Source organism: Sedimentitalea sp. XS_ASV28 (assembly GCF_041224545.1).
Lineage (GTDB): Bacteria > Pseudomonadota > Alphaproteobacteria > Rhodobacterales > Rhodobacteraceae > Sedimentitalea.
This window is the reverse complement of the sequence record NZ_JBGFGP010000062.1, coordinates 19,174-42,080: the sequence shown is the minus strand read 5'-3', so window position 1 is coordinate 42,080 and position 22,907 is coordinate 19,174. Positions and strand designations below refer to the sequence as shown.

Sequence of the window (22,907 nt, the reverse complement as noted above, 5' to 3'; positions counted from 1 at the left end):
AATCGGCTCGGTGGAAGGTTAGCGGCGGGTGCAGGGTAAACAAAGGGGAAATATCGACATGGCTTCCCGTCGGCAACAATCCGGAATTCCGAGATACTGCCCGGGCGTCAAATGCCCGTTTTTCAGGGCAGGCGCGTGTTTTGCATCCCCAAAACACAATGGGCAGCATTCCGTCGAATGCTGCCCAAACGCGTTTTCCAGTTTGCGTGTTCAGTAGCGGTAGTGTTCGGGCTTGAACGGGCCTTCGGTCGACACCCCGATATAATCCGCCTGTTCCTTGCTGAGCGAAGAGAGCTTCACGCCGATACGCTCCAGATGCAGACGCGCAACCTTTTCATCCAGATGCTTGGGAAGGACGTAGACTTCGTTCTTGTACTTGTCGCCCTGTGTCCACAGTTCGATCTGTGCAAGCGTCTGGTTGGTGAACGAGGCCGACATCACGAAGGATGGGTGGCCGGTGGCGTTGCCAAGGTTCAGCAGCCGGCCTTCGGACAGCAGGATCAGCCGGTTGCCATTCGGCATTTCGATCATGTCCACCTGGTCCTTGATGTTGGTCCATTTGTGGTTCTTGAGCGAGGCCACCTGAATTTCGTTGTCGAAATGACCGATGTTGCCGACGATCGCCATGTCCTTCATCTCGCGCATATGCTCGATGCGGATCACGTCCTTGTTGCCGGTGGTGGTGATGAAGATATCGGCGGTGCTCAGCGCGTCTTCCAGAGTCACGACCTCGTATCCGTCCATCGCCGCCTGAAGGGCGCATATGGGATCGACCTCGGTCACTTTCACACGCGCGCCGGCGCCGCTCAGGGACGCTGCCGAGCCCTTGCCCACATCGCCATAGCCGCAGACCACGGCGACCTTGCCCGCCATCATCGTATCGGTCGCGCGGCGGATGCCGTCCACGAGCGATTCCTTGCACCCGTACTTGTTGTCGAATTTCGACTTGGTCACGCTGTCATTCACGTTGATCGCCGGGAACGGCAGGTGGCCTTTCTCCATCATCTGATAAAGCCGATGGACGCCGGTGGTGGTTTCTTCGGTCACGCCCCGGATCATGTGGCGTTGCTTGACGAACCAGCCCGGTGTCTCGGCGATGCGCTTTTTGATTTGCGCGAACAGCGCCTCCTCTTCCTCCGAGGTCGGCGTCGCGATCAGGTCGTCTTCGCCCTCTTCGACGCGCGCACCCATCAGGATGTACAGCGTCGCATCGCCGCCATCGTCCAGGATCATGTTGGCGCCACCCTCTTCGAACTGGAAGATCCGGTCCGCATAGTCCCAGTATTCCGGCAGCGTTTCACCCTTCACCGCAAAGACAGGCGTTCCGGTGGCCGCGATCGCGGCGGCGGCATGGTCCTGCGTTGAAAATATGTTGCACGAGGCCCACCGCACATCCGCCCCGAGATGCACCAGGGTTTCGATCAGGACCGCAGTCTGGATGGTCATGTGAAGGCTGCCGGCGATGCGCGCACCCTTGAGCGGCTTGCTGTCGCCATATTCCTTGCGCAGCGCCATCAGGCCGGGCATTTCGGTTTCCGCGATGTCCAGTTCCTTGCGGCCGAATTCGGCCAGCGAGATGTCTTTGACGAGATAATCTTCGGACATTGGCCCGGGCTCTCCAATTTGATTGCGTCGATTGGCTTGGCCCTAACATCTCTTGATAGTCCCGGCAACATCGACCAAAACCCGTGGGTACGGGTAAAAGGTGGCAAAGGCAGCATATGGCAGACGAAGCGCTGATCGGCCACAACAGGTTCGGCCTCTATCACATCCCCGCAGCCGTCCAGTCGCGACCGGCGGCCAGGGCGGTTCTGGCCGGGCGGGTATACGAGCCGGACACGATCGAATTCATGCGAGCCAATTGCGGCGATGGCGACATCATCCATGCCGGAACCTTCTTTGGCGATTTCCTTCCGGGCCTGTCTGGCAACATGGCAAAGGGAGCAAAGGTCTGGGCATTCGAACCCAACCCAGGCAGCTTTGCCGCCGCGCGGCAGACGGTGGCCTTGAATGATCTTGGCAATGTCGAATTGCGTAACGCCGCCTTGTCCGACCGGGCAGGCGAGCTGCTTTTTCAGACCCACCGCAAGGATGGGTCCCAGATGGGCGGGGTCAGCCGTGTGGTCGAGGCACCGGGTGAGGGGGTCGGCGCTGTCCGGTCGGTTATGCTCGACTATGCGGTGCCGACCGAGCGCAAGGTCTCGATTCTGCAACTGGATGTGGAAGGCCACGAGAAAAGCGCGTTGCTAGGCGCCTATCACATTATCAACATATGGCAACCGATCCTGGTTCTGGAGTATTTCGAACAGGCCCGCTGGATCAGCCGAACCTTCCGCAACCTGAAATACCGCGTGGTTGGCAAGGTCCATGGCAATCACGTCTACGCAACCGGCCCGGTCGACATCTGATGCCGATCACCCGCCGGGCCATAGGAGGGGCCGATATATGGCTGTGCAAAAACGCGCTTGGCAACGCATGCTCTCTGGTCGCAGGCTTGATTTGCTGGATCCGACGCCGGTGGATATCGAGATCGACGATATCGCGCACGGTCTTGCCTTCGTCGCCCGATGGAACGGTCAGACGATCGGTGATTTTGCCTATTCCGTGGCAGAGCATTCGCTGCTGGTTGAAGAACTGTTCGTCCGTCTCGCGCCAAAGGTTCCGGTGAAGTGGCGGCTGGCGGCGCTGCTGCACGACGCGCCCGAATACGTGATCGGCGACATGATCTCTCCGGTCAAGAATTCGGTGGGGCCGGGCTATGGCGATCTCGATACCCGGCTTGCGGCGGCCATTCACATCCGCTTTGGCCTGCCCGCGACGCTGCCGCTTACGATCAAACGCCAAATCAAGAAGGCCGATCGCATAAGCGCCTGGATGGAGGCGACACAGGTTGCCGGTTTTTCCGAAACCGAGGCCAACAGGTTCTTTGGCGAACCCGACCGGGCCCTGATTGCCGACCTCGAGATCCGCCTGCGCCCTCCGGTCGAGGTACGACGCGACTTCATCGAACGCCACAACGCTCTTTTGCGGCAGCTGGGCTGAGGTGAGGTGGCACTAACCTGCGCGCCGGGCCTGCCGGGCGGCCCGCATGCGCTGGCGCACGAAATACGGGCTTTCGACAAAGTCGCCCGATCTGTTCAGTCCCTTGTCGACAAAGATCTGCTGCCGATCCTCTTCGGTCAGCGCCGGCCAAACCGTCCCTTCCCGGATGAACCCGTTCCTTGCGAGGGCCGCGCCAATGATCGCATGGTCGAGTTCCCCAAATGAAAGGCGGTTCGACTTGCCCTTGCTTTTGCGCACCCATTCGGTGCGCAGTGCCGAGATGACAGTTGGTGTCGTCTCGCAGAAATGTTGTACATTTTCCGCCAGAAGGTTGGTGAACCGCGACTGGCGTCGCATGATCATGGCGACCGATTGGTCGGCCCTGCCCACCATCGCATAGAGATGGACTGCGGATCCATCGGCGGCGATCACTTGCCTGGCTGCCTTGTAACGGGCGATCTGGGTGGCAAGGTCGTGGTGTTGCGGATGAAAGATCTCATAGCCTTCTGCCCGCAAAAGGTCTTCCATATACTCTTCGCCCAGCAGACCGCCCTTGCCAAGCCCAAGGGCCGAGCGCGACAGATAGATCTTCTCCGGTCCGTCCGGTGCGATGTCGCACGCAAAACGGGCGTGGATTGCGGCCCGGAACCGCTCGGTTCCCGCAGTGATCTTGCCAAGCCCAAAGCCCTGTCCCGGAACGACAAGTTCGTCGACCTGCGTAGGTTCGGCCGCAACGCGCGTTTGAAGTCCGGGAGCCATCAGCTCGATAAAACCGGTCTGAAACCCGTGCATTTTCTCGCCGGAACGCGGTCGCTTTGGGATGAAGAGAATACCATCGACCGGCTTCTCAAGATGTGCCAGCGCCCAGAGGCGTGACGTGCTTTCAACGAGGAAATGACCGAAATGCGCCCATAGCACCCCGCCCCACAGCCATCGACCGGTCAGCCGACCCACCGGCCCTTCGGGCGGTTCCGGCTCGGTCGTCAGGGGGCGAAATTTGCGCCACAACGCGCCATGGGCGCAATAGGTGCCATCGCGGTCCAGAATGCCGGCGGCCTGCACGAACCCGCTTTCGGTCGGGGGCAGTACGGTCGCGTCCGAAAGATACCTGATCTCTTCCGACCAGCCGCCTTCGGGCAAGGGCTGAGTATCTGCCGTCGCCGTCATCGCTATCGCGGGCTGCGCTTGGCCAGAATACGCTGTAATGTGCGCCTGTGCATGTTGAGGCGGCGCGCGGTTTCGCTGACATTACGGTCGCATAGTTCGTAAACCCGTTGGATATGTTCCCAGCGGACCCGATCCGCGCTCATCGGATTTTCCGGCGGTGGAGGTAACTCATCGGCCTTGGCAAGCAGGGCGTTGGTGATGTCGGTGGCATCCGCAGGCTTGGACAGATAGTCGGTCGCACCGATCTTGACGGCGGCGACGGCGGTGGCGATTGCACCGTATCCGGTCAGCACGACCACCCGGCTGTCCGGCCGCTTTTCACGCAGGACTTCCACGACATCGAGTCCGTTGCCATCCTCGAGCCGCAGGTCGACAACCGCATAGGCTGGCGGCCTTGCGGTGGCAATCGCACGTCCGGCAGCGACCGAAGAGGCCATTTCGATGTCAAAGCCGCGTTTCTCCATGGCTTTTGCCAGCCGCCTGAGAAACGGTTCGTCGTCATCCACGAGCAACAACGACTTGTCCGGTCCGATCTCATGCTGTGCTGGTTCCGCCATACGGTTCCTCCCCCGGACAGTTTTTCTTATTGTGTCCGGCGAGTATTAACAGCGGTCTGCCAAAGGTCAAACGCTGTATCAGAATTACATATTATCGACAAAGCACTCGATGGCATCCGCCATATCCTCTGATGCCATGTCGCGCCGAAAAAACTCGACGAACCCCTGTTCGGGCAGCACCAGGTAGCTGAAGGTCGAGTGATCGACGAGGTAATAGTTATCCTCGGCCGGCTGAGCCTTGTAATAGGTCTTGTAGGCCTTGCTCGCGGCCTTGACCTGTTCCGGCGATCCGGTCAGACCGATCATTCGTTCGTGCAGGTTCGCGGCAAAATCGCCAACCACCTCTGGCGTGTCGCGTTCGGGGTCGATCGAGATGAAAACAGGAGTGACCATTTTGCCACGTTCCTGCAGGATGTCGACGGCATCGGCGTTCCGCGCCACATCGAACGGGCAGACATCCGGGCAGAACGTATACCCGAAATAGAGCAGCGCGGGTTCGGTGATGACATCCTTGTCGGTGACAGTCACGCCGCGCGAGTCGATCAGTTCGAAAGGACCGCCGATCTGGTCGGCACCGCCCGCGATCTGGCTGGCGCGACACTGGGCGAACTGATCTTCCGAGCGCCCGCCGATCATGGTCGCGACCCAGACGCCGCCGACGAGCGCCGCAAGAACGACGGCAGCGATAATCGCATATTGACGTGACATGGTGAGGCGACTCCGGAACTGAGGTGGTTGACGTTTCGAGCCGGACTCCTATCAACTTGGTCAGCCGTTGCAACCAACCAGAGGGCATGATGATCGCATCCGAAGTCGGCCTCTTGCATGGTCAGCCACGTGGCAGCTGGATTAGGCTACGTACGATGATCCTGTTGCGATGGGTTGCCATCGCGGGACAATTGGCGGCCATCACCATCGCAACGCAGATTTTTGGCCTGCAGCTCGAGATCGGCCTGTGTTTACTGACCGTGGGCATTTCGGTGATCGGGAACCTTGTCGCGATCTTCGTGTTTCCCAAAAGTAAGCGCCTTTCCGAATTCGAGAATTTCATGATGGTGCTGTTCGACCTGCTGCAACTGGCGTTTCTGCTCTACCTTACCGGAGGATTGAGCAATCCGTTCGCGCTCCTCCTGCTGGGGCCGGTTACGATTTCGGCGACGGTGCTGGGCCTGCGCGCAACCGTTGTGATCGGCAGCACCGCGATCATCCTGGTGACGTTCCTGGCGATGTTCAACATTCCCCTGCGGACCGATCAGGGGCTGATCCTGCGCATTCCGGATTTCTTTGTCTTTGGGAACTGGGCTGCGATCATAATCGCGATCATTTTCATGGGGGCGTATTCGCGGCGCATCAGTTCGGAAATCCAGTCCATGAACGACGCGCTTGTCGCGACCCAGATGGCGCTGTCGCGGGAACAGAAACTGACCGATCTCGGCGGCGTGGTTGCAGCGGCGGCGCATGAACTCGGGACGCCGCTGGCAACCATCAAGCTGGCGAGCAGCGAACTGGTCGAAGAGCTGGAGGGTCACCCCAGCCTGCGCGAAGATGCCGATCTGATCCGGGAACAGGCGGACCGGTGCCGCGACATTCTGCGTGACATGGGCCGTGCGGGCAAGGACGATCTGCATTTGCGACAGGCCCCCCTGTCGGCAGTGATCAACGAAGCGGCCGAGCCCCACATGCATCGCGGCAAGCTGGTGCATTTCGAAGAGGGACTCGATCTTGACGACGACCTGCCGCAGCCGTCGGTCTTGCGCAAACCCGAGATGATCCACGGATTGCGCAACCTCATTCAGAACGCGGTGGATTTCGCCCGCGCGAATGTGTGGATCGAGTCGACCTGGAGCCAGAACATGATTTCGGTTCGTATCATGGATGACGGGCGCGGCTATCCACCGCAGATGATCGGGCGCATCGGCGATCCCTTCATGCGGCGACGCCGGAGCGAATCCGACCGCAAGGCTCGCCCGGAATATGAAGGTATGGGGCTGGGCCTTTTCATAGCCAAGACGCTGCTGGAGCGTTCGGGCGCCGAATTGAGTTTCGCAAACGGCTCGGACCCCTATCACAGTGGCACTGTCAGGAGCGAGCGCCGCGGCGCAATTGTCGAGGTCGTCTGGCCGCGCGAGAAAATAGATGCCCTCGTCGGTGAAAACGCCGTCCCGATCGGTCGCAACCAGCCGATCGAGATCTAGGTTCCTTCGCGTTTGTCGCGAAGCGCCCAGTTCATCTGACGCGCTGGAAACTATGATTTCAGATGGTGAGCGCATAGGCGGTATTTCCGGTCTGTTGCATCAACTCCGCGGATCCATCTTGCCGCACAAATTTTTTTCGCGACGGGTCAAACGGTACCAGTCCGCCTCCCAGCCGCTGCGTCTTTCTTGCCAGGCAATCATTACGCATGTGCATGATTTACGCCTTTGGTGGCGGTTGACCTCTGGGACTCATGTGAAATTCTGACCGGGCAGACCGCACATCTGCACTGGCCCATCATCATGATCTGGTTCCCCCGAACCGGGCCATGATGATGGGCCGCAACGAGGTGTCGATATGGAGAAGCTTGACATGAAAAGGTTTATTTCGATCACCTGCGCGGCGGCGCTGCTGGGTGGAGCGGCCACGGCGCATGAATTCGGCTTTGCGGGCATTCTATCAAAATCCAACAAGGAAGATTTGCCGGAACTGACGCTTTCGGTTGGCAAGCCGATTGCCGATGGTCCGATCACCCTGAAATCCGGCACCGCGTACGAACTGGAAATCGAAGCGGACGGAACCGGTGAACTCGCCCTTGAGGGATCGGGCTTTTTCCGTGCAATCTGGGTGAACGAAGTGGTTGTAAATGGCCTCGAGATCCGGCCGTTTGGCATCCACAGTCTGGAATTCGACGAGGCGGGCACGATGGAAATCGAGTTCGTCGCGATCAAGCCCGGGCGCTACGAGTTGAAACAGCCAGGGTCCACCGGTGAAAGTCAGCGGGTCGAAATCATTATCGAATAGCCGGCCATGAGCATGCTCGCGGTTCGGGATGTATCGTATAGTTACGGCGCCAAGCGAGCCCTCGATCATGTGAGCTTCGATCTCCCTGCAGGGCGCTTTTGCGCTCTGCTGGGGCCGAACGGGGCGGGGAAATCTACCCTGTTCTCTTTGATGACGCGTCTTTTGGTGACGCGGCAAGGCACGATTTCCGTTGCAGGCCATGATCTGGCGCGCAATCCTCGCGCTGCATTGGCGCGCATCGGCGTGGTCTTTCAGCAACAAACCCTCGATCTGGACATGACGGTTCTGCAAAACCTGCGATATTTTGCAGCTCTGCAAGGTCTCTCGGGTGCTGCGGCACAGCGCAGCATCGATAGCGCGCTCGAGCGTCTCGACATGCGCGAGCGGGCCGGCGAAAAGGCGCGCGCTCTCAATGGCGGGCACCGGCGCAGGATGGAAATCGCTCGCGCGCTCATTCACGATCCCAAGGTGCTGATGCTGGATGAGCCGACGGTCGGACTGGACACGGGCAGCCGCAAGGCGATCACCGCGCATGTTCATGATCTGGCCGAAACCGGGTTGCTGGTGTTCTGGGCAACCCATCTGGTGGATGAAATCCGCGATCAGGATGATGTGGTCGTGCTGCATCAGGGGCGGGTTCTGCGCCACGATACCGCCGCCGCGATCGCGGGTGATCAGGCGCTGATCGATGCATTTATCCAGATGACCGCTCAGGGCGAACCGGCATGATGCGCTGGCTGGTCGCGCTTCGGGCCATCGTGCTGCGCGAGGCCATGCGGTTCATAAACCAGCGCAGCCGCTTTGTCGCGGCCCTGGTGCGACCTCTGGTGTGGCTGGTCGTGTTCGCCGCCGGATTTCGCGCCGCGCTGGGCCTGTCGATCATTCCACCGTATCAGACCTATATCACCTACGAGGTTTATATCGTTCCGGGGCTCTGTGGTATGATCCAGTTGTTCAACGGGATGCAATCGTCGCTGTCACTGGTCTATGATCGCGAGATGGGATCAATGCGCCTCTTGCTGACCAGCCCGCTGCCACGATGGTGGTTGCTGTTCTCGAAGCTGCTGGCGGGGGTCGCGGTATCGATCCTTCAGGTCTATGTTTTCCTCGCGATTGCCGCCGCCTTCGGCATCACGATGCCCTGGAGCGGGTATCTCTATGTCCTTCCCGCCCTGGTGATCAGCGGGCTGATGCTCGGTGCGCTTGGCTTGTTGATTTCCTCGACGATCCGGCAGTTGGAGAATTTTGCCGGGGTGATGAATTTCGTGATCTTCCCGATGTTCTTCATGTCGACGGCGCTCTACCCGCTGTGGCGGATGGCAGAGAGTTCGGCTCTTCTGCATGACATCTGCGCGATAAACCCGTTCACCCATGCGGTCGAACTCATTCGCTTTGCCCTTTATGGCAGCGTGAACGGTATGGCCCTGCTATGGGTGGTCCTGGCATTCCTCGTTTTCATGATCGGCAGCCTGATCGGATATGACCCGGCGCGTGGGATGGCGCGCAAGGGACGCGGACCTGGAAGCTGATTGTTCAGTTTCGACATCCGGTAGATTGGATCTAAGATGAAACGATCTGACTGTGCAGTCCAGATTTTGTGGATATATTCATAGGGCGTGCGCCCGAAGTTGATCATGGCTGTCGCAGTGGAAGCGTTTGACGGTGGCATCCTTGATCATTCGTTCATCTGCTCGACCTGGCCATTTGTCCACGGATGGTTCGGTTCGGTCAGGCTGTGATCGATCCCATTGGCTTTGCAGATCATTTCAAACCGCATTGGCTGGAATAAGCGACGTTGCTGTTCCTTGACTGCCCGGCGAACTGGATGCCGCTCGCCATTGGGCGCGAACCAATGTCACCACAATGGCGCATCGCTGAAGTCACCAATGAAGCGCTGACCGGATCAAATGCGGCACCGATGGCTAAAGGGCATAAAGGCAATGATCCAGCAGCAGCGTGTGGCCTTAAGCCTCCTTTGTCAGGCGGAGAGATTCGGTCGAAGTGGCGGCCAGTTCGCGCGGCTTGGCATTCTCGCGAGACAGTATGACAGCGCACGCATTCGGGGCGAGAAAGGGTCATTGCACTAGCGTGTATTCTTGATCGAATTTCCCCATTCCGACGAGATGTTGCCGGAAAGGTGCTCACGGGAGACAAACTCAACCTCACACGCGCGAGCTTGAAACTGCGTCAGATGCGTCTGGTTCATTGTTGGCAGCGGGGACGAAGTCTGAGAATGATACGCGTAGTCTCAGCCAGATTTATAGGGAAGGCGCGCGAGCAGAGGGAGATGCGAGGGTTCTGTGTGCGCGCCCAGCCTGCGAACTGTCTTTCATCAGAGACGTTCGGCCGGTTTGTGCCATGGCGATACTCAATTCTGCGCTCAGCGTATCCCATAGCTGCTCCAGGCCCCGCTCTCCAGACGCTGCGATCGCATATTGCAGAATTCTTCCAATGAAAGCGAAATCTGCGCCGAGGGACAGAGCCTTGAGAACATCTTCGCCTGACCGGAGTCCGCTGTCGTAGAACAGTGGGAAATCCGGCCCGAGGTCAGCACGGATTTTCGCAAGCATTTCGATCGGGGCCGGTGCCGCCTCGAGTTGCCGCGCACCGTGGCTGGAGACCTGAATGGCATCGACTCCCGCGGTCGCCAGCGCACGGGCATCTTCGACGTCCAGCACGCCCTTTACCACCAGGTTTCCCGGCCAGAGATCGCGCAGCCGGGCCAGCGTGTCCCAGGTGGCGCGCGCCCGGCTTTCGGTACGGTCGAAGTCGTAGCCCTCCCTTTCGAAATTTGCCATCACCGGCCGCCCCCCGAGCAGAGTGGTGAGCGACCAGCGCGGATGCAGGGCAAAATCCATGAATTGCCTCGGGCCGATGCGGAACGGCATCTTGAAGCCGTGGCGCAGTTCACGCGGGCGGCGACCGACTTCGGGCACATCCGCGGTCAGCACCAGCGTTTGATACCCCGCCGCTCGGGCGCGTTCGGCGAGCTTGAAGGTGCCGCTGCCGTCGCCGCTGAAGTAGAGCTGGAACCATGCGTGGCCCTCTGCCACCTCCAGAATGGTCTCCAGGGGGGTTGAGGCGACGGTGGACACCCCGTGCGGCACCCGGTAGCGCGCGGCCAGACGGGCCAGCATCAGATCGGCGCCGGGGGCGGAGAGGTTACACATGCCCATCGGGGCGATCCCGAAGGGGCGATCTGCCTCGGCACCGAAAATCCGTGTGGCAAGCGAGCGCTGGCTGACATCGCGCAGGATACGGGGCTGCAGGGTTATTGCATCCAGGGCGGCACGATTGCGCGCCGCACCCTTTTCCTGCCCGGCGGCACCGTCGATATAGTCGAACACCATCCAGGGAAGCCGCCGCCGGGCCAGGCGACGGGCGTCCTCAGCCGAATGAATGGCACGCGCGGCCATCAGGCGGACACGGCTTTCATGAAGCGATCACGGATCACCACCGGGTCCATCGTGATCACCGGCATCCTCGCATTGCCGCTGTCGCATTTGACAACCAGAACCGTGGCTTCGCCGCTGGCCAGCGCCTCCTCCAGCGCGGGTCCGGTGTCCTTGTCCTGCACCTCCACCACGTGGGCGCAGCCTGCGGCGCGCGCCATGCCGGCCAGATCGGTGCGCTGGCTGGTATAGGTCGGCTGATCGCCGGTGGAGCCGTAGGCGCCGTTGTCGACGATCATGAGAATATAGTTTGCGGGCGCGTTGTTGCCGATGGTGGGCAGCGTTCCGAGATTGGTCAGGATCGAGCCGTCGCCGTCGATCACGATCACCGGTTTCGGCTGCGCCAGCGCCAGACCCAGCCCGATGGAGGACGCAAGCCCCATGGTGCCGAGCATGTAGAAATTGCTGGGCTGGTCGTCGATCGCATGCAGCTCCTGTGACGGTATGCCAATGTTGCAGACCACCAGTTGGTCCCGCAGGATGGGCGCGATTTCTTTCAGGATTTCGGAACGGATCATTGGTCGCCATAGCCTCCCCAGAAATTGGCGTCGGTCAGAATGGCAACGGGCTTGTTGCACATGAAGGTGTATTTGAGGATGTTGTCCATCTCCTCGACATCCCGTTGCCAGTGGAAGTGGTAGGTGGGGATATTGAGCTGGGCGAGGAGCGCCTTGGTATGCACCGCCATTTCCACCTGGCAGGCCACCGGTTCGCGCAGTTCGCCGCGGTAGGAGATCAGCATCGGCAGCGGAATCCGGTAATACTGAATCAACGTCGCCAGCGTGTTGATGGTAACCCCGATGGCGGTGTTCTGCATGATGATGGCCGGGCGCTTGCCGCCCATCCAGGCGCCGGCGCAGAGCCCCATTCCTTCGTCCTCCTTGTTCGAGGGAATGTGAAAGATGTCGTCGCGCCGGTCGATCTCTTCTATCACACCCGCCAGCTGCTTGCAGGGCACGGTCGTGACGAACGAAACGCCGTTGGCGACCAGATCGTCGGCGATCCTCTTGTCTATGTTCATTATTCGTAGCCTTTGTTTCGGATGTCGTGCTTCGGGATCATGCGGGACGACAGACGTGGACCGCGCAGGGGGCGTGGCGGACGACACGCGCCGCCGTCGAACCGAGCAGGAAGTCGCTGAGGCCCGGTTTGTGGGAACCGACGACAATGCAGTCCATGCCGTGCTGCTGGGCGTATTCGACAATGGCGCGGTAGGACCGGCCCCTGACGATTCTTGCCGTGACATCGGCATGGCCTGCGATTTTTTCCGTCAGCGCCTGGCGGGCCCTGTCAAAACCTTCGCGCACGGTGTCCGCGTCAAGGTAGGCATTGACCGAACTGTGCGGCGGCTCATGGACATGCAGCGCGGTGATCTGCCCGCCCGGGCTTCTCAGGGTGGTGGCGACCTTCAGCGTCGTGCCGGACACCCCGTGATCCAGGGCCATGGGAACCAGGATATTGTCGTACATCGTTACTCTCCGTTTGTTCGGGGCGCGGGCTCAGGACCAGGGGTCCAGGATGATCTTGGGCGCCGCGACCACGCCGCTGCGCAGGTCGCCGAAGGCGGCGGCACCGTCCGATAACGGTCGATGTTCAGGCCAGTCCAGCGGGCCGAGGCGACCGTCAAAGATTGCGTGTGCGGTGTCGCGAAAATCCTGAGCGGTGTAGGTGTAGGTGCCGATGAATGTGATCTCCTGGAGCGTCATGCGCCGGATATCCAGACCGCCGGCATCCTCTCCCAGCCCGACATGAGCGATCACCCCACCGGGCGCGGCGACGGCCGAGGCGACAGCGCGGGTGGCGGCATGGCCCACGGCGTCCACGACCAGCGGCACCATCCCCTGAAACTCTGCCACCGCGTTCTGGCCGCATCGGTCGTTCAGGAAGGCCCGGCGCATCTCGTTCGGCTCCTGGATAGTGACCTCGGCCACCCCCATGGCCTGCAACGCCAGCGCGGCTGCCAGCCCGATGGCACCGCCGCCGATGACCAGCGCATGGCGCTCCATTGCCGGATGCAGCGCCTCCAGCGCGAGCCGGGCGGCGTGCCAGCTGACCGCCAGCGGCTCGGCCAATGCCGCCTTTTGAAGCGGCACGTCGTCCGGTACCGTTACGAGGTTGCGATCCGGCATCGCCACGAACTGCGCAAAGGCACCCTCGCGCGGGGGCATCGAAATGATCTGACGACGGGTGCAGAGGTTTTCGCGACCCGATGTGCAGGCCGCGCAGATGCCGCAGACCACCAGCGGGTTGATGGTGACCCGGCGGCCCGCATGCTCCCCGTCTTCGATCACACCTGCGGCCTCGTGCCCCAGGATCAGCGCTGCGGGCCTGCGGTCGTCGTGGCCCAGATAGGCGTGCATATCGGATCCGCAGATACCGGATGCGCGGATGCGGATCAGATGTTCATCTTCACGAGGCGCCGCCATCGGCACATCACGGAACGCCAGCGTCTCGACCCCTTCATAAACTAAGGCTTTCATTTCGCCGTGAACCCCCCGTCCACCATCAGGATCTGCCCGGTAACATAACACGATGCCTCCGAGCACAGGAACAACAGCGGCCCGTCGATATCCTCCAGCCGGCCATTGCGTCCGATACAGGTCTGTGCCGCGTTGCGGGCGGCGCGGGCGTCATCCCGGAACACCGCCTGTGTCAGCTCGGTCGGGAAAAACCCCGGCCCGATGGCATTGGCCGTAATGCCGAAGGGTGACCAGGCCTCTGCCATGGCGCGTGTCAACTGGCCGATGCCGCCCTTGCTCGCACCGTAAGCGATGCCGCCGGGAAAGGCACGGGTGGTCTGGAGCGAGGCGAAATTGACGATCCGCCCCCAGCCGCGCGCTTTCATTGCGGGCACCAGCGCCTGGCTCAGGAAAAACGGAGCGGAAAGGTTCAGCGCCAGAGTCTGATCCCAACCCTCGGCCGTCACGTCATCGGCGGGTTGCCGCGTGTTGACGCCAGCCGCATGAATCAGAATGTCCGGCGCGCCGAAGGGGGCGGCGACGGTATCGCGCAGTGCCTCCTGCGCGCCGCGGTCCGCCACATCCGCCACCACATAGGCGGCGTTTGCTCCGATCCCGGCGCAGAGGTTTTGCAGCGCGTCGGCCCGGCGAGCCACCGCGACGACCCGGGCCCCGGCCGCAGCCAGCGTGATGGCTGCCCGCCGCCCGAGGCCGGAGCTGGCACCGGTGATGCAGGCGATGCGGCCTGTCAGATCGAACAGGGCGCGCGGGTCAGCCATTGGCGGTCAGGTCGAAGGTTTCGTCCGGAAAATACTTGGCCAGTCGTACGTCGGCGGCGCGGGCGTGGCCTTCCATCCCCTCAAGCCGGGCAATTCTCGCGGTGGCCTCGGCCACCGGTCTGGAACCCTCGCGCGTCGTGCGCTGCCAGGTCACGATCTTCATGTATTTGTGGACGCTGAGGCCACCGGTATAGCTGGCGGCACGCGAGGTGGGCAGCACGTGGTTGGTGCCCGCCGCCTTGTCGCCATAGGAAACCGTGGTCTCTTCGCCCAGGAACAACGAGCCATAGCAGGTGAGCTTCTCCAGCCACCAGTCGAGATCCTCCGCCTGCACCGTCAAATGCTCGGGCGCGTATTCGTCGGAACAGGCCGCCATGTCCTCGCGGTCCGCACACAGGATCACTTCGGCATAGTCACGCCAGGCCGCAGTCGCGTTCTCGCGGTTCACCTCGGGCAGGTCATCGATGTAACCGGGCACCAGCCGCATCACCTCATCCGCCAGCGCGCGGTCATCCGTGACCAGCCAGACCGGAGAGTTGTATCCATGTTCTGCCTGGCTCACGAGATCGGTGGCAACGATATGCGCATCCGCAGTGCTGTCGGCGAGGATCAGGCTGTCGGTGGGACCTGCGATCATGTCGATGCCGACGCGCCCGAACAGGATGCGCTTGGCCTCGGCCACGAACTGGTTGCCGGGACCGACCAGGATATTCGCCCTCGGCAGACCGAAAAGACCAAAGGTCATCGCCGCGACCCCCTGCACGCCGCCCATTGCCATGATCTTGTCAGCCCCGCAGATGTGGGCGGCATAGACAATGGCGGGGGCCACGCCGGTGCCCGGACGCGGCGGAGAACAGGCGGTGATGTGTTTGCAGCCTGCCACCTTGGCGGTGGTTACCGTCATGATGGCGCTGGCAATATGGCTGTAACGCCCGCCGGGCACATAGCAGCCAGCCGCGTCGACCGGGATCACCTTCTGCCCGGTTATGAAGCCCGGTGAGATTTCGGTTTCGACATTTTGCATCGTGCTTTTCTGCAACTCGGCAAAACGGCGCACATTGTCGTGGGCAAACCGGATATCCGCCTTGAGCTTCTCCGGCACCAGCGCGCAGGCCGCCTCGATCTCCTCTGCCGTCAGCAGCACATTGCCCTCGTAACGATCGAACCTGGCCGCATATTCCAGCGCCTTGGCATCGCCGCCAGCCTCGATGTCGTCAAGGATGCCCTGCACGATCCGGTGCGTCTCGGAGGCATCCGACTTGGAGGTCAGGGTAGCCTTTTTCAGGTATTCTCGGGTCATTTCAGGGAATCCTACTTGTAGATATCAGGAAGCAACGAGGTCGAGATCGACGGGATGTAGGCGATCATCAGCACCACGATCAGCATGGTCAGTACGAAGGGAACGGCGCGGGCGGCGATCTTGAGTATGGACTCGCCGGTGATGCCGGAGACGACAAACAGGTTGAGTCCCAGCGGCGGCGTGATGAAGCCAACCCCGAGCGCGGTGATCATCATGATGCAGAACTGAATCTCGTTCATGCCGATGTTATCGGCGAGCGGTTTCAGGATCGGCGCAAGGATCACGATATTGGGGGTCGTTTCCATCACGCAACCCGCAGCGATGAGGATGCAGATCATCAGCAGGATCAGCAGAGACGGATCATCGGTCAGCCCGGTGACAGCGGTGACAAACCCCTGCGGCACGCCCATGATCGCCAGCGCTTCGGCCAGCGGCGCGGAGAAGGCGATGATCGGCAGGATGACACCGTTCACCTTGGCGGAGCTGACCAGCATCGCCGGAAAATCGGACAGTTTCAGTGTGCCCAGAATGAACCCCATCAGGATAGTCACCACCACGGCGGTTGCGCCGGCCTCGGTCGGGGTCAGGCGACCGGAGAAGATACCGTAGAAAATGATGCCCGGCACGATGAAAGCGTACCAGCCGGATTTCAGTGCTTGCCCGAGGTTGCCCAGCCACTCACGCAGGCCCATATTGCCTCCGCTTTCATAGGTGTAGAGCCGGTTCATGATGATATTGGTGATCAGGATAGAAACCAGGATTGCGAGCCCCGGAACAAGTGCCGCCAGAAACAGGGTGGAGGCGGAAATACCCAGCACCAGGCCGATGATGATATAGGCGATGGAAGGCGGGATCAGGATGCCGGTACAGGCACCCGCAGCCACCAGCGCGCAGGCATAAGGGCGCGGATAGCCGCTTTCGACCAGCCGGGCGATGGTCATGCGGCCGACCGCCGCAGCGCCGGCGGCGTCAGAGCCGGAGATTGCCGCGAACATGCCGCACACCAGCACCGTGGCCGATCCGAAGCCACCGCGTGTCCAGCGGGTCAGCGCCTCTGCCACATCCAGAAATTTCTTGCTGAGCCCGGTTCGCACCAGCACATCGCCGGTCAATATGAACAGCGGCACCGCAGTCAGCGCGAAAGCGTCGATGCCGGTGAACAGGCTCTCGCCGATGGCGCTGAGCGGGAGATCGCCCGACATCACCAGCATGGTGATGGCTGCGGCACCGATGGCCGCCCAGACCGGCACCGCCAGCGCGATCAAAGCCACGAACATGATCACCGGCAGGTAGAAATCCCAGCCCAGTTCGACCGTTTGATTGAGTGAATTCCACAGCATGTCTCGCCTTCCTCAATCAAACAGCTTGTCGCCTTCAAAGACGGGGGTGCCGTCGCGAAGGCTTCGGTAATCTCTCAGAAAGGATTGCAGCAGGCGCCAGATCATCAGCGCGAACCCTGCCGGCACCGCCATCAGGAACCAGACCATCGACACCCTCAGCCCGTGGCTGACCGATCCGAACTTGGCCGAGACCAGCACGGTCTCGAAAGACCAGTACAACGCCACCAGCGCCACGATGAACATCACCAGATCGCCGAACATGTAGATCAGCGCCTTGGCCCGCGGGCCGAGGTAGTGCAGGATCACGTCGATACGGATATGGGCGCGCTCCTTGACCGCTGCGGCAGCGCCAATCCAGGCCAGGTAGATGAAGGAATAGCGGACGATCTCCTCGCCCCAGATCGAGGAAAAGGCGAAAAGCTCGCGCCGGATCACCTCGATTGCCATGGTGATAACCAACATCACATAGAATACCAGGAGCAGCCAGCGCTCTGCATTCTTGTCGATGGTTCGCAGGATGTTCATAACCGCTCCCATATCTCAGGCACACCCCCGAGGGCTGTTGCGAAGATGGCTGTTGAAAAAAGGCCGGGCGCCAGTCTGTCATGCTCCGGCCTATCGCGCCTCAGGCGTCGTGGACGAAGTATTTGCCCTGAGTGCCCGCAGCCTCTTCCAACTTTGCAAAGCTGTCCATCGACCCTGCCAGTTCTGTCTTGAAGGCATCCCATTCGCTGCGCTGGTAGCCGCCGGCCTCTTTCCACTCATCCAGCTGATCATCATTCAGCGCATGGAATTCGACCCCGGCCTTGGTCAGTTCGGCCATCGCGTAGGCGCGGGCAGAAGGCACCTTGGACAGGTTCTGGTGCGCGGTCATCTCCGCCCCCCACATCACACCCTCCTGCACGTCGGCAGGCAGTGAATTGAACCACTCCAGATTGCAGGAGTAAACTTGGCTGTCCGGGACCGCCTGGGTAAAGGTCACGTGGCTGAGAATATCCTTGAAGCCAAAGACATAAAGCGCCCCGACGGAGGGATCGAGCGCATCCGCCACGCCCTGCTTGATCGCCGACGGCGTTTCGCCCCAGGCCACCGGCGTCGGGTTGGCACCAACCATGCGGTAATACTGCTGCAGCATCTTCGAACCCGGGACCCGGAATTTCACACCAGCCATATCGCCCGGCGACATCACCGCGTTGCCGCCCTTGCGAACGGCCACCACGCGGGGATCGATGTTCACGTATAGCAGCGCCTTGAAACCGTTGGCCTCTACCTTGGGATGCACTTCGGATTTCCAGAAATCGGAATTCACCAGGTTTGTGAACCTCTGGTTGGAACCGCAAAGATAGGGCATGTTGATAAGATCGACGGTGGATGCGAAGGGGGCGAAATTCGACAGCGAATGCTGCGCAGCCTGAATGGTGCCGCCCTGCACCTTCTGCACCAGAGCGCCGCCCGCGCCCAACTGACCGCCGGGCGCAAGCTTGACATAGATCTTGCCGTTGGTGGCGTTCTGGATGTTCTCTTTCAGGTCCAGTTGCATGATCGGATAACTGCGTGACGCCCCCAACACATAGGCCGTGGCGACCGTCATGATATGCTCTGCCGCACGCTCGCGCTCTTTCTCTTCCCTGGCGGTCTGTGCGGCGGCCTCCGACGACCACAACATCCCGCCAGCGCCCGCGACCAGCGCCGCGGTGAAAGAGCCGGCCGAGGCCAGTTTCATAAAATTCCGGCGCTCTGCAGATTCGAGGCCATTCTTGCCATGCGTCATCGTCTTCCTCCCTTGGAAATTCGTCATCTGCCGTTCTTGTTCTTGTGTTTAGCCTCGCGCTTGAGAATCGCCGCCACAAACAGGATCGAGGCGGCAAACAGGACGAGCATTTCTCCGACATCGCTCAGGAATCCACCGCCGCCGAACGCGCCCAGGGCAACATTGGCGAAGAACACGGCAAAAACGGCAACAGCAGCATAGAGAAACATTGCACGATCCCGGATTACGATCTCAAACCCATTTGTAAGCGCTTACATCATAAATGCAAGCGCTTACATTGGTGGATGGCAAAGGCCGTGTTTTGTGTTATGAGAAGGGACAGGGACATCGCAGGCATCACATGGGAAAAACCCGTTCAGCTCCGACACTTAACGATGTTGCAAAGGCAGCAGGCGTTTCGACGGCCACGGTGTCGCGCTGTCTGAACTCGCCCGATCGAGTGATCGAAACCACACGGCGGCGGGTCTTGCAGGCAGTCGAATCGCTCGGCTATACGCCGAATTTTGCGGCCAGGGTCATGGCAGCCAGGCGCAGCTTTACCATCGGCGCCATTATTCCAACCATGGACAACGCGATTTTTGCGCGCGGTTTACAGGCTTTCCAGGATCAGCTGCATGAGAACGGCTTTACGCTGCTGGTCTCCAGCTCTGCCTACAGTCCGGAAGCGGAACGCGAACAAATCCGCACCCTCGTTGCACGCGGTGCCGACGGCCTGCTGCTGATCGGGCACGCGCGCGATGCGGAAATCTACGAGTATCTGGACCGCCATCAGGTTCCCTCGCTGGTAGCCTGGTCGTATGACCCGGCGGCGCAGCGGCCGTCTGTCGGTTTCAGAAACGCAGATGCCATGTGCGAACTGGCGCACCACGTGATTTCGGCCGGCCATCGGCGGATTGCCATGATCTCCGGCACGACACAGGGCAACGACCGGGCGCAAAGCCGGGTGAAGGGCGTCAGGCAGGCGATGGAGGCAAGCGGACTGAACTCCGGCAGCCTGACGCTGATCGAGACCGCTTACGAAATCGAAAAGGGCGCCGAGGCCTTTGGGCGGCTGATGGCCTTGACACCGCGCCCGACAGTTGTGATGTGCGGCAACGATGTGCTGGCAGCGGGCGCTCTGCGCGAAGCACACAGACAGGGTATTCGGGTGCCGGAGCAGGTTTCGGTAACCGGGTTCGACGATATTGAACTGGCCGAGATCGTCACCCCGACCCTGACCACCGTTCATGTTCCTCACCGTGAAATGGGACGCAAGGCAGCATGTGAACTTACAGCCATCGTAGAAGGTAAATCGGAAGGGAGGTCGATCTGTATCGAGACCAGGGTCGTGACCCGTCACTCCCTGGCAAAGCCGCCTTGTCAGTCGTAAGGAATTGGTTGCTGCTGCCGGTGACAAATCTCGCAGATTTGCAAGCCTTTACCCCCAACCGTGAAGGGCCGCTCGTTTCCGGCGCGAAAAGACTGGCCCTGCGGATGCCGGGGAAGGACCATGCGCAAAAAAAATTCCTTAAAGATGACAGCTTTGGTTTATAATCAGGTTTTTAAAAGATGGAGATTGCCCAGTGCGCGTTCTGATTGCAGATGACCACGAATTGATGCGCGACGCGCTTGTGCTGTTCCTGCAAAATGCCGGAGACATCGATGTCAAAACCGCTGGTTCGGTTGACGAGGTTTGCGCGTGTATCCAAAAAGATGACCCCTATGATCTGATCATTCTCGACTTCAACATGCCGGGTATGAACGGTCTGGCCGGGCTGACGCGCACGATGAATCTTGGCGGCGGGCAGCGGGTCGCGCTGATTTCCGGCGAAGCAACCCGCAACATCGCGGAACAGGCCCTGAATGCCGGTGCGGCGGGGTTCATCCCCAAATCGATGCCCGCGAAATCCATGGTAAACGCGGTTCGCTTCATGGCCAGCGGTGAACAATATGCACCAGTCGATTTCATGACCACGTCCGAGCTCTCTACCAGCAATCCATTGGCAGAAAAACTGTCACGTCGCGAATTGCAGATGCTGAAGGGACTGACGGAGGGCAAGACCAACAAGGAAATCGCCCGTGGCCTGAACATTCAGGAACCGACGGTAAAGCTGCATATGAAGAACCTCTATCGCAAGATCGGTGCAGCCAACAGAACACGCGCGGCGCTGATTGCGCGCGAAGCCGGACTGTTCTGATTGCCTGCCGATCCGGACAGGGAGCGACTTGGCCCATGTTATCCGTAGGCTGGGCGCTCGCAAAGCATACCGATTTCCCATCGACCCGGATCGAACCGCAGCAAAGGATCATCCGTACACCACCTTTTCGTTCCAGACCGGCCTGCCTCTGCTTCTGTAATGTCTATCGAAGAATGACCCGAACGTGGTCGCGCGGGGGTACCATGACGGTGCCTTGCTCGCGGACATGGCGCTCGACCACGTCCCAGATCGGCGGCCCATCCGCGCCTTCGCTGACCGAAGCCCATCCGGCGACCGCATAGCTTCTGGAAGGGTCAATCCGTTCTCCCGAGGCGAGAAGGCGCATGTCAGTGATCCGATGGCCCGGGGGTTGTGACAGGTCGATGCGATAGCTCAACCCGCCAGTGCGCACCATGTCGCCCCCCTGCTGATAATAGGGATCGGGGTTGAAGATATTGTCAGCGACATCCTCGAGCAACATCGACAGCGTCTCGCCGCTCATTTCCGTACGATAGGTCGCACCATAGCTCATCGCGGTGACATTCCAGATGTCCTCGCGAGTGATCTGCTGGCCCGGCAGCAGCGAGGGCCCCCAGCGCACGCCCGGGCTCAACGCAATCTCGGCGTCATGCCAGGACAGCAACGCATCGCATATCAGGTCATCCCAACTGCCGTTGAAACTGCCCCTGCGAAACAAAAGCGAACCCGCCTCGCCGACAACCTCGGTCAGCTGCGCCATATACGGCGCACGCTGGCGTGCGATCAGGGCCGCCATCGCGGCATCGGGCGCAATCACGTCCGACAGGATCGGGATCAACCGCGTGCGATAGCCCATCACGCGCCCGTCGCGGACATCCAGATCGACACGGGTGACGAATTTGCCGTTTGACCCCGAGGCGAGTATGATTGTCTGGCCCACCAGCACAGGTTCGGGCAAGGCGTCATGCGTATGCCCCGACAGGATGACATCAAGCCCCGAAACCTGGCCAGCCATCTTCTTGTCGACGTCAAAACCGTTATGCGACAGCAGGACGACACAAGCCGCCCCCGCCGCGCGTACCTCTTCGACCAGCCGCTGCATCCGTTCAAGGCGCAGCCCGAACGCATATTCAGGAAACATCCACGCGGGGTTTGCAATCGGCGTGTAGGGAAAGGCCTGTCCGATCACCGCGATCTGCGCCCCGCCCCGTTCGAACATGCGATAGGGTTGGAAAAGGTCGCTCGGCTCATCCCATTCGGCATCAAAGACGTTCTGGGCAAGGGCGGCATAGGGCAACCGGCTGACGAGTTCCATCACGCGCGCGCTGCCCAGCGTGAATTCCCAATGGAATGTCATCGCATCGGGCTTGAGGGCGTTCATCACGTTGACCATGTCCTGCCCGGCGGTCTGATGGCAGGTATAGGAACCGTGCCAGGTATCGCCACCGTCCAGCAGAATTGCATCGGGGCGGTCGGCGTGAATGGCATTGACCACGGTGGCCACACGATCAAGCCCACCCACCTTGCCATAAGCACGCGCAAGCGCGCTAAAGTCGTCAGAACTGAGCGCATAATGGCTGTGGCCGCCATCCGCGATGCCATAGAATTTGCGAAAATCGGCACCGGTGAGATGCGGCACCAGACCCCGGTTGGCACCAACACCGATATTCACCGATGGTTCACGATAAAAGATCGGCACCATCTGGGCGTGAATATCGGTCACATGAATCAGGGTCACATTGCCAAAGGCTTCAAACTGCAGGAGTTGGTCCTGTGTCAGGCGTTGCTGCGCGGCAAGACGCGACCAGTTTCCCAAGCCCCCCGCCCCGACAAACGACGACGCGGCCATTCCGATCTGCAGAAAGTCACGCCGCGAGATCATGCGTC

The 22,907-nt window shown here is 60.7% G+C and carries 25 protein-coding genes and 1 pseudogene; 9 read left to right on the top strand and 17 right to left on the bottom strand.

Going from position 1 to position 22,907, the window contains the following annotated elements; all coding sequences use genetic code 11:
* Positions 1 to 210 precede the first annotated feature (210 nt).
* The gene (gene ahcY, locus AB9K34_RS02565; protein ID WP_369952877.1) at positions 211 to 1,605 is read right to left on the bottom strand and encodes an adenosylhomocysteinase; all 1,395 of its coding nucleotides are present in this window, start codon (positions 1,603 to 1,605) and stop codon (positions 211 to 213) included.
* A gap of 116 nt (positions 1,606 to 1,721) precedes the next feature.
* Between ahcY and AB9K34_RS02560 the strand changes: the two genes are divergently transcribed.
* Positions 1,722 to 2,408, top strand: a complete 687-nt coding sequence (locus AB9K34_RS02560; protein ID WP_369952876.1) for an FkbM family methyltransferase — start codon at positions 1,722 to 1,724, stop codon at positions 2,406 to 2,408.
* A gap of 37 nt (positions 2,409 to 2,445) precedes the next feature.
* Entirely contained in the window at positions 2,446 to 3,042 is a 597-nt protein-coding gene (locus AB9K34_RS02555) for an HD domain-containing protein (RefSeq protein WP_369952875.1), read from the top strand.
* Between the two features lie 12 nt (positions 3,043 to 3,054).
* Here AB9K34_RS02555 and AB9K34_RS02550 read toward each other — a convergent pair whose 3' ends face one another.
* The 3 genes from AB9K34_RS02550 to AB9K34_RS02540 all read right to left on the bottom strand — a co-directional run bounded on the left by AB9K34_RS02550 (position 3,055) and on the right by AB9K34_RS02540 (position 5,474).
* Positions 3,055 to 4,209 carry a glycosyltransferase 61 family protein gene (locus tag AB9K34_RS02550; RefSeq protein WP_369952874.1) on the bottom strand — a complete coding sequence of 385 codons (1,155 nt, stop codon included), beginning with the start codon at positions 4,207 to 4,209 and terminating at the stop codon, positions 3,055 to 3,057.
* Positions 4,210 to 4,211: 2 nt separating this feature from the next.
* Positions 4,212 to 4,766, bottom strand: coding sequence for an ActR/PrrA/RegA family redox response regulator transcription factor (locus tag AB9K34_RS02545; protein WP_369952873.1), 555 nt, complete (start codon positions 4,764 to 4,766; stop codon positions 4,212 to 4,214).
* 84 nt (positions 4,767 to 4,850) lie between these two features.
* On the bottom strand, positions 4,851 to 5,474 hold the full coding sequence (locus tag AB9K34_RS02540; RefSeq protein ID WP_369952872.1) for an SCO family protein: 624 nt from the start codon (positions 5,472 to 5,474) through the stop codon (positions 4,851 to 4,853).
* An 89-nt stretch (positions 5,475 to 5,563) separates the two neighbouring features.
* Here AB9K34_RS02540 and regB point away from each other — a divergent pair, with 89 nt between their 5' ends.
* From regB to AB9K34_RS02520, 4 genes are all read left to right on the top strand, one after another.
* Complete coding sequence (gene regB / locus AB9K34_RS02535) at positions 5,564 to 6,961, top strand: sensor histidine kinase RegB (protein WP_369952904.1); 1,398 nt, start codon at positions 5,564 to 5,566, stop codon at positions 6,959 to 6,961.
* Between the two features lie 370 nt (positions 6,962 to 7,331).
* Positions 7,332 to 7,763 carry a hypothetical protein gene (locus AB9K34_RS02530; RefSeq protein ID WP_369952871.1) on the top strand — a complete coding sequence of 144 codons (432 nt, stop codon included), beginning with the start codon at positions 7,332 to 7,334 and terminating at the stop codon, positions 7,761 to 7,763.
* Positions 7,764 to 7,769: 6 nt separating this feature from the next.
* Positions 7,770 to 8,492: an ABC transporter ATP-binding protein gene (locus tag AB9K34_RS02525; protein WP_369952870.1), complete on the top strand. Its 723-nt coding sequence runs from the start codon at positions 7,770 to 7,772 to the stop codon at positions 8,490 to 8,492.
* Positions 8,489 to 9,292 (top strand): ABC transporter permease, encoded by an 804-nt coding sequence (locus AB9K34_RS02520; protein WP_369952869.1) that lies wholly within the window; start codon positions 8,489 to 8,491, stop codon positions 9,290 to 9,292. The genes AB9K34_RS02525 and AB9K34_RS02520 overlap by 4 nt, the downstream gene beginning before the upstream one ends.
* 87 nt (positions 9,293 to 9,379) lie before the next feature.
* Here the strand turns inward: AB9K34_RS02520 and AB9K34_RS02515 are convergent.
* From AB9K34_RS02515 to AB9K34_RS02460, 12 genes and pseudogenes are all read right to left on the bottom strand, one after another.
* A pseudogene (locus AB9K34_RS02515) lies at positions 9,380 to 9,522 on the bottom strand (integrase core domain-containing protein); the annotation flags it as partial.
* A 499-nt stretch (positions 9,523 to 10,021) separates the two neighbouring features.
* Positions 10,022 to 11,179, bottom strand: a complete 1,158-nt coding sequence (locus AB9K34_RS02510) for an alpha-hydroxy acid oxidase (RefSeq protein WP_369952868.1) — start codon at positions 11,177 to 11,179, stop codon at positions 10,022 to 10,024.
* Complete coding sequence (gene comE, locus AB9K34_RS02505) at positions 11,179 to 11,733, bottom strand: sulfopyruvate decarboxylase subunit beta (protein WP_369952867.1); 555 nt, start codon at positions 11,731 to 11,733, stop codon at positions 11,179 to 11,181. The genes AB9K34_RS02510 and comE overlap by 1 nt, the downstream gene beginning before the upstream one ends.
* A complete protein-coding gene (gene comD, locus AB9K34_RS02500) occupies positions 11,730 to 12,236 on the bottom strand; it encodes a sulfopyruvate decarboxylase subunit alpha (protein ID WP_369952866.1) in 507 nt (168 codons plus the stop codon). Before comD ends, comE begins: the two co-directional genes overlap by 4 nt.
* Positions 12,237 to 12,273: 37 nt before the next feature.
* Positions 12,274 to 12,684 (bottom strand): universal stress protein, encoded by a 411-nt coding sequence (locus AB9K34_RS02495; protein WP_369952865.1) that lies wholly within the window; start codon positions 12,682 to 12,684, stop codon positions 12,274 to 12,276.
* A gap of 30 nt (positions 12,685 to 12,714) precedes the next feature.
* The gene (locus AB9K34_RS02490) at positions 12,715 to 13,695 is read right to left on the bottom strand and encodes a zinc-binding dehydrogenase (protein ID WP_369952864.1); all 981 of its coding nucleotides are present in this window, start codon (positions 13,693 to 13,695) and stop codon (positions 12,715 to 12,717) included.
* On the bottom strand, positions 13,692 to 14,453 hold the full coding sequence (locus AB9K34_RS02485; protein ID WP_369952863.1) for an SDR family NAD(P)-dependent oxidoreductase: 762 nt from the start codon (positions 14,451 to 14,453) through the stop codon (positions 13,692 to 13,694). The genes AB9K34_RS02490 and AB9K34_RS02485 overlap by 4 nt, the downstream gene beginning before the upstream one ends.
* Positions 14,446 to 15,753: a histidinol dehydrogenase gene (gene hisD, locus AB9K34_RS02480; protein ID WP_369952862.1), complete on the bottom strand. Its 1,308-nt coding sequence runs from the start codon at positions 15,751 to 15,753 to the stop codon at positions 14,446 to 14,448. Before hisD ends, AB9K34_RS02485 begins: the two co-directional genes overlap by 8 nt.
* A gap of 11 nt (positions 15,754 to 15,764) precedes the next feature.
* On the bottom strand, positions 15,765 to 17,093 hold the full coding sequence (locus AB9K34_RS02475) for a TRAP transporter large permease (protein WP_369952861.1): 1,329 nt from the start codon (positions 17,091 to 17,093) through the stop codon (positions 15,765 to 15,767).
* A gap of 12 nt (positions 17,094 to 17,105) precedes the next feature.
* On the bottom strand, positions 17,106 to 17,618 hold the full coding sequence (locus AB9K34_RS02470) for a TRAP transporter small permease (protein WP_369952860.1): 513 nt from the start codon (positions 17,616 to 17,618) through the stop codon (positions 17,106 to 17,108).
* Positions 17,619 to 17,718: 100 nt separating this feature from the next.
* Positions 17,719 to 18,864 (bottom strand): TRAP transporter substrate-binding protein, encoded by a 1,146-nt coding sequence (locus AB9K34_RS02465; RefSeq protein WP_369952859.1) that lies wholly within the window; start codon positions 18,862 to 18,864, stop codon positions 17,719 to 17,721.
* Positions 18,865 to 18,887: 23 nt separating this feature from the next.
* Positions 18,888 to 19,073 carry a hypothetical protein gene (locus AB9K34_RS02460; protein ID WP_369952858.1) on the bottom strand — a complete coding sequence of 62 codons (186 nt, stop codon included), beginning with the start codon at positions 19,071 to 19,073 and terminating at the stop codon, positions 18,888 to 18,890.
* Between the two features lie 131 nt (positions 19,074 to 19,204).
* Between AB9K34_RS02460 and AB9K34_RS02455 the strand changes: the two genes are divergently transcribed.
* From AB9K34_RS02455 to AB9K34_RS02445, 3 genes are read left to right on the top strand one after another with little or no spacing between them, the layout of a single operon-like run.
* On the top strand, positions 19,205 to 20,233 hold the full coding sequence (locus AB9K34_RS02455) for a LacI family DNA-binding transcriptional regulator (RefSeq protein WP_369952903.1): 1,029 nt from the start codon (positions 19,205 to 19,207) through the stop codon (positions 20,231 to 20,233).
* Between the two features lie 8 nt (positions 20,234 to 20,241).
* Positions 20,242 to 20,397, top strand: coding sequence for a hypothetical protein (locus AB9K34_RS02450; protein ID WP_369952857.1), 156 nt, complete (start codon positions 20,242 to 20,244; stop codon positions 20,395 to 20,397).
* 29 nt (positions 20,398 to 20,426) lie between these two features.
* Positions 20,427 to 21,041: a response regulator transcription factor gene (locus AB9K34_RS02445; protein ID WP_369952856.1), complete on the top strand. Its 615-nt coding sequence runs from the start codon at positions 20,427 to 20,429 to the stop codon at positions 21,039 to 21,041.
* Positions 21,042 to 21,204: 163 nt separating this feature from the next.
* On the opposite strand, the gene soxB is transcribed toward AB9K34_RS02445, so the two are convergent.
* Complete coding sequence (soxB, locus tag AB9K34_RS02440; protein WP_369952855.1) at positions 21,205 to 22,902, bottom strand: thiosulfohydrolase SoxB; 1,698 nt, start codon at positions 22,900 to 22,902, stop codon at positions 21,205 to 21,207.
* Between the last annotated feature and the right edge of the window lie 5 nt (positions 22,903 to 22,907).

Coding starts and splice junctions, on each gene's coding strand:
- ahcY (WP_369952877.1), bottom strand. CDS start 1,605: ATGTCCGAAGATTATCTCGTCAAAGACATCTCGCTGGCCGAATTCGGC.
- AB9K34_RS02560 (WP_369952876.1), top strand. CDS start 1,722: ATGGCAGACGAAGCGCTGATCGGCCACAACAGGTTCGGCCTCTATCAC.
- AB9K34_RS02555 (WP_369952875.1), top strand. CDS start 2,446: ATGGCTGTGCAAAAACGCGCTTGGCAACGCATGCTCTCTGGTCGCAGG.
- AB9K34_RS02550 (WP_369952874.1), bottom strand. CDS start 4,209: ATGACGGCGACGGCAGATACTCAGCCCTTGCCCGAAGGCGGCTGGTCG.
- AB9K34_RS02545 (WP_369952873.1), bottom strand. CDS start 4,766: ATGGCGGAACCAGCACAGCATGAGATCGGACCGGACAAGTCGTTGTTG.
- AB9K34_RS02540 (WP_369952872.1), bottom strand. CDS start 5,474: ATGTCACGTCAATATGCGATTATCGCTGCCGTCGTTCTTGCGGCGCTC.
- regB (WP_369952904.1), top strand. CDS start 5,564: ATGATCGCATCCGAAGTCGGCCTCTTGCATGGTCAGCCACGTGGCAGC.
- AB9K34_RS02530 (WP_369952871.1), top strand. CDS start 7,332: ATGAAAAGGTTTATTTCGATCACCTGCGCGGCGGCGCTGCTGGGTGGA.
- AB9K34_RS02525 (WP_369952870.1), top strand. CDS start 7,770: ATGAGCATGCTCGCGGTTCGGGATGTATCGTATAGTTACGGCGCCAAG.
- AB9K34_RS02520 (WP_369952869.1), top strand. CDS start 8,489: ATGATGCGCTGGCTGGTCGCGCTTCGGGCCATCGTGCTGCGCGAGGCC.
- AB9K34_RS02510 (WP_369952868.1), bottom strand. CDS start 11,179: ATGGCCGCGCGTGCCATTCATTCGGCTGAGGACGCCCGTCGCCTGGCC.
- comE (WP_369952867.1), bottom strand. CDS start 11,733: ATGATCCGTTCCGAAATCCTGAAAGAAATCGCGCCCATCCTGCGGGAC.
- comD (WP_369952866.1), bottom strand. CDS start 12,236: ATGAACATAGACAAGAGGATCGCCGACGATCTGGTCGCCAACGGCGTT.
- AB9K34_RS02495 (WP_369952865.1), bottom strand. CDS start 12,684: ATGTACGACAATATCCTGGTTCCCATGGCCCTGGATCACGGGGTGTCC.
- AB9K34_RS02490 (WP_369952864.1), bottom strand. CDS start 13,695: ATGAAAGCCTTAGTTTATGAAGGGGTCGAGACGCTGGCGTTCCGTGAT.
- AB9K34_RS02485 (WP_369952863.1), bottom strand. CDS start 14,453: ATGGCTGACCCGCGCGCCCTGTTCGATCTGACAGGCCGCATCGCCTGC.
- hisD (WP_369952862.1), bottom strand. CDS start 15,753: ATGACCCGAGAATACCTGAAAAAGGCTACCCTGACCTCCAAGTCGGAT.
- AB9K34_RS02475 (WP_369952861.1), bottom strand. CDS start 17,093: ATGCTGTGGAATTCACTCAATCAAACGGTCGAACTGGGCTGGGATTTC.
- AB9K34_RS02470 (WP_369952860.1), bottom strand. CDS start 17,618: ATGAACATCCTGCGAACCATCGACAAGAATGCAGAGCGCTGGCTGCTC.
- AB9K34_RS02465 (WP_369952859.1), bottom strand. CDS start 18,864: ATGACGCATGGCAAGAATGGCCTCGAATCTGCAGAGCGCCGGAATTTT.
- AB9K34_RS02460 (WP_369952858.1), bottom strand. CDS start 19,073: ATGTTTCTCTATGCTGCTGTTGCCGTTTTTGCCGTGTTCTTCGCCAAT.
- AB9K34_RS02455 (WP_369952903.1), top strand. CDS start 19,205: ATGGGAAAAACCCGTTCAGCTCCGACACTTAACGATGTTGCAAAGGCA.
- soxB (WP_369952855.1), bottom strand. CDS start 22,902: ATGATCTCGCGGCGTGACTTTCTGCAGATCGGAATGGCCGCGTCGTCG.